General features: G+C 61.5%; 4 protein-coding genes. 2 read left to right on the forward strand and 2 right to left on the reverse strand.

Annotation, left to right across the window (positions count from 1 at the left end; genetic code table 11):
• Positions 1–23 precede the first annotated feature (23 nt).
• The gene (locus IRZ12_RS16280; protein ID WP_296470699.1) at positions 24–380 is read right to left on the reverse strand and encodes an H-NS histone family protein; all 357 of its coding nucleotides are present in this window, start codon (positions 378–380) and stop codon (positions 24–26) included.
• A 301-nt stretch (positions 381–681) separates the two neighbouring features.
• Between IRZ12_RS16280 and IRZ12_RS16285 the strand changes: the two genes are divergently transcribed.
• Together IRZ12_RS16285 and IRZ12_RS16290 are read left to right on the forward strand one after the other, a co-directional pair.
• Positions 682–1,224 carry a YaeQ family protein gene (locus IRZ12_RS16285; RefSeq protein ID WP_296470702.1) on the forward strand — a complete coding sequence of 181 codons (543 nt, stop codon included), beginning with the start codon at positions 682–684 and terminating at the stop codon, positions 1,222–1,224.
• A 214-nt stretch (positions 1,225–1,438) separates the two neighbouring features.
• Positions 1,439–2,731 (forward strand): class I SAM-dependent methyltransferase, encoded by a 1,293-nt coding sequence (locus tag IRZ12_RS16290; RefSeq protein ID WP_296470704.1) that lies wholly within the window; start codon positions 1,439–1,441, stop codon positions 2,729–2,731.
• Between the two features lie 59 nt (positions 2,732–2,790).
• On the opposite strand, the gene IRZ12_RS16295 is transcribed toward IRZ12_RS16290, so the two are convergent.
• Complete coding sequence (locus tag IRZ12_RS16295) at positions 2,791–3,642, reverse strand: neutral zinc metallopeptidase (protein ID WP_296470705.1); 852 nt, start codon at positions 3,640–3,642, stop codon at positions 2,791–2,793.
• Positions 3,643–3,890 lie beyond the last annotated feature (248 nt).

The raw sequence follows: 3,890 nt of genomic DNA on the forward strand, positions 1-3,890 counted from the left end.
TGCTCCATATGGGTGAGCTGCGATTACTTGTTGATCAGGAATTGGTCGCGGGTGGCGCCGGCAGCTTCCGCTGCCACGAGCCAACGAGGAGGTTTACCGCGCCCGGTCCAGGTTTCCCCGGTTTCCGGATGACGGTATTTCGGCGCGACCTGTTTTGCCGGCTTCGCCGCGGCCTGCTTGCCCGCGCCTGCGCCGCGCTTGCGCCCAGGAACGCCTTTGGCCTGCGCTGCTTTGAGCTCCTCTAGAGTGATGTCGTACTCTTGCATGGAGCGCAGGATGGATGCAATGACCGGCTGGCGTTGCTTCAAGCGTACGGCCTCGGCCTTCTCCTGCAGTTTCCGGATTTGGGCTTGCAGTGCCTGGTAGGTATCTTTAGCCATTTTTGTCCATGTAGTTTGGTTTTGTCGGGTTCCGCGGAGGTATTTTCCCGCAATGACCCGCGAATTTTAGAATCGAAGCTTCGGTGTTGTGAAGCCCCAGGGTGAAAGCGGATACATCCTGAAAGGATAGAGCGCACGCGCTCGTGAAAGTTCAAGCCGTGTCATTTTTTCGATTAAGGGCTCGTGCAGCCCGGAACCGTCGTGATGACGTTTTGCACCCGCCTGGCAAAGCGGTTCGGGAGTGATATTTGTCGGGTGCCTTACGACGGAAACAGACTGCCGCGAGGCGATGAGGAAACCTATGGCTCTTCGTTCAACGATTTACAAGGCGGTCCTGCAGATTGCGGACATGGATAGGGCCTACTATGCCGAGCATTCGCTGGTCATTGCGCGTCATCCGTCGGAAACCGACGAGCGGATGATGACGCGACTCCTGGCTTTCGCGTTGAACGCCCAGGATGGCCTGACGTTTGGGCGCGGTCTTTGTATCGACGATGAACCCGATTTATGGTGCAAGGATTTGACTGGCGCAGTCCAGGCCTGGATAGAAGTAGGGTTACCCGATGAAAAATGGCTGCGCAAGGCATGCGGCCGGTCGAAGGAGGTGATGCTGTACGCCTACGGCCGGACGGCGGACAGTTGGTGGCGGAACAATGGGGATAGGCTTGCCCGGTTCGACAATTTACGCGTTTTCCGTCTCGAGCCAGCAGCCACGGTCGCGTTGGCGGCCTTGGCGGCGCGCTCCATGCAGCTTCAGTGCAACGTTCAGGACGGAGAGGTGTGGATGGGAAGCGATGCCGCCATCGTCCGGATCGTCCCGGAGATATTGCATCCGGTGATGTGAGCCGGGCCGTTGCGGCGTAGCCTTGCGCCGCTCGGGGGAATCCCTGCCCGCGCTGGATTTTGATGCTAGGATTGCCGGGCAAGCAAAGTCAAAGTGGTTGCGGATTTGGTCTACCGAAACGGCGCCGACCGGAAAGTGCTTGTCTGGACGAAGGTTGTGCGCCGGTAACGCGCGTCTGTCGCGATCGACAGGTTGTGAAACACGGAAAACCTTCATGAATGCACTTTTCTCACAGGCTGAGCGTCAACTTGCAGCATTACCCATTCCCGTTCAGTTAATACTGCCGGACGGCACCAAGTTGGGGGCCGACAATCCCAAGGTCGGCTTCCAATTCAAATCCCTGCGGTCTTTGTCTCACCTTGTGAGAGGTAAGATAGGCGCGATCGGCGAAGATTATGTCGAAGGGCGCGTCGATATTCGCGGCAGCATGCGCGACCTTATGACCGCCGCCGCGGCCTTGCTGAAAGACTCGCCCATCGATCGCTCCCGTCCCGGATTCTTCACCGAAATGGCGCGCAAGGCCGCCTCGGTGATGCGCCATACCCTCGAGCGCGACGCTCGCCAGATTGAATTCCACTACGACTTGTCCGACGAGTTTTACGGCCTGTGGCAAGACCCTCGCCGCGTCTATTCGTGTGCGTATTATCGCGATTCGAACATGACGCTGGCCCAGGCGCAGGAGGCAAAGCTGGACCATATTTGCCGGAAGCTCCGGCTGCAGAAGGGTGAGCGTTTTCTCGACATCGGGGCGGGCTGGGGCGGACTATTGCTGTGGGCCGCGGAAAATTACGGCGTGGACGCGACCGGCATCACCCTGTCAAAAAATCAGTATGCCCACGTCAACCGCCTGATCGAAGAAAAGGGCCTCAAGGATCGGGTGCGGATGCTGCTGCTCGATTACCGCAAGCTCGATGAGTCGCAGCCCTACGACAAAATCGCTTCCGTGGGGATGTTCGAGCATGTGGGCCGCGCACAGTTGACGGCCTATTTTTCCAAGATCCGGCGGCTGCTGCGTCCCGGCGGCCTCGTGATGAATCACGGCATTACCGCGGGCGGCACCTACAACGCCCAGCTCGGCAGCGGCATGGGCGAATTCATCGAGAAGTACATTTTTCCAGGCGGCGAGCTCGTCCACGTCAGCAAGGTGCTGGAGACGCTCAGCGACGGCGGGCTGGAGGCAGTCGACGTCGAAAACCTGCGTCCGCATTATGCCCGCACGCTGTGGGCCTGGAGCGACGGGCTGGAATCCAAGCTGGATGAGGCGTACAAGATTCTGTCGGGCGAGCAGGGGGCCAAGTCCGTCCGCGCGTATCGTCTCTATCTCGCGGGCTGTGCCATGGCCTTCGAGCAGGGGTGGGTGTCGCTCAACCAGGTCTTGTGCCAGCGGCAGGTCGCTTTCGACAGCACGGAGCTGGACAATCCTCCGGGGCAGGCTTATCCGTTCCGGCGCGACTATATGTACGCCGGCACCTGCGCTGCTGAAATGGCGCGAGAGCATGCTGCATGAAACACGGGCCCCGCTTGCGGGGCCCGTGCATGTCGTAGTGGCCGGCCGGTCTCCCCGCGCTAGAGCGCCGCGGCCGCAAAAGTGTCGCACTGGCGGGGATCCCCGCTTTCCAGGCCGCGCTTGAACCAGCGCACCCGCTGCTCGGAGGTGCCGTGCGTGAAAGAGTCCGGCACCACATAGCCTTGGGCTTCTTTTTGCAGCCGGTCGTCGCCGATGGCGGAGGCGGCGTTGAGCGCCTCTTCCACGTCGCCCGGCTCGAGTATCTGTCTGCTCCGGTTGGCATGGTGGGCCCAGATGCCCGCATAACAGTCCGCCTGCAGCTCCATGCGCACGGACAACCTGTTGGCTTCGGCCGTGTTCACGCTCCGCTGCTGCCGGCTGACACGTTCGGCGGTGCCGAGCAGGTTTTGGACGTGGTGTCCGATTTCGTGCGCGATCACATAGGCGCCGGCGAAGTCGCCGGGGGCGTTCAGGCGCCGCTGCATTTCCCCGAAAAAGCTCATGTCCAGGTAGACCCGCGTGTCGGCGGGGCAATAAAAGGGGCCCATGGCCGACTGGCCCATGCCGCATGCCGTGCCGGTCGCGCCTGTGTAGAGCACCAGCTTGGGTTCCGCGTACCGGCTTCCCGAGGCACGGAAGAGTTCTCCCCAGGTGTCCTCCGTATCGGCCAGGACCTTCGAGACGAACTGGGCCTGCGGATCGTCCGCCGGTGGAGGACCGGCGGTCTGCTCGGCGGGCGCGCCCGGGCCGGAGGCAAGATCGAGTACGACCGCGGGATCGATGCCGAAGTACATGGCCACGAGTGCCAATATCACCGCTCCAATGCCGAGGGAGCCTCGGCCGCCGAGGCTTGGTCCGGCGCCGCGGCGGTCTTCCACGTTGCGGCTTTGTCGGCCTTTGTCCAGACGCATGGTGCTTCCTTTCTCGTACTGACGGTGCCCGGGAGCGCCGGGCGTATGTGGACTATAAACCGATCGCGTGGCGTCGCGCGGCGATCCAGTTTCCCCAGGGAAGGGGAGTTGGCACGAAGACCCGGGGAAAGTGTTGTTTATGCCGCAACACGTGCAACGCAAAGTCACGCCTCACGTAGCGTGGCGCCACAAAAATATGGGAGCATTCTCCCTTGTTTCTTCAGCCTCAGCCGGCCGTGGTTCGGCGC

Origin of the sequence: Pigmentiphaga sp. (assembly GCF_019689535.1) — a bacterium.
Taxonomy (GTDB): Bacteria; Pseudomonadota; Gammaproteobacteria; order Burkholderiales; family Burkholderiaceae_B; genus Pigmentiphaga.

Coding starts and splice junctions, on each gene's coding strand:
- IRZ12_RS16290 (WP_296470704.1), top strand. CDS start 1,439: ATGAATGCACTTTTCTCACAGGCTGAGCGTCAACTTGCAGCATTACCC.
- IRZ12_RS16285 (WP_296470702.1), top strand. CDS start 682: ATGGCTCTTCGTTCAACGATTTACAAGGCGGTCCTGCAGATTGCGGAC.
- IRZ12_RS16280 (WP_296470699.1), bottom strand. CDS start 380: ATGGCTAAAGATACCTACCAGGCACTGCAAGCCCAAATCCGGAAACTG.
- IRZ12_RS16295 (WP_296470705.1), bottom strand. CDS start 3,642: ATGCGTCTGGACAAAGGCCGACAAAGCCGCAACGTGGAAGACCGCCGC.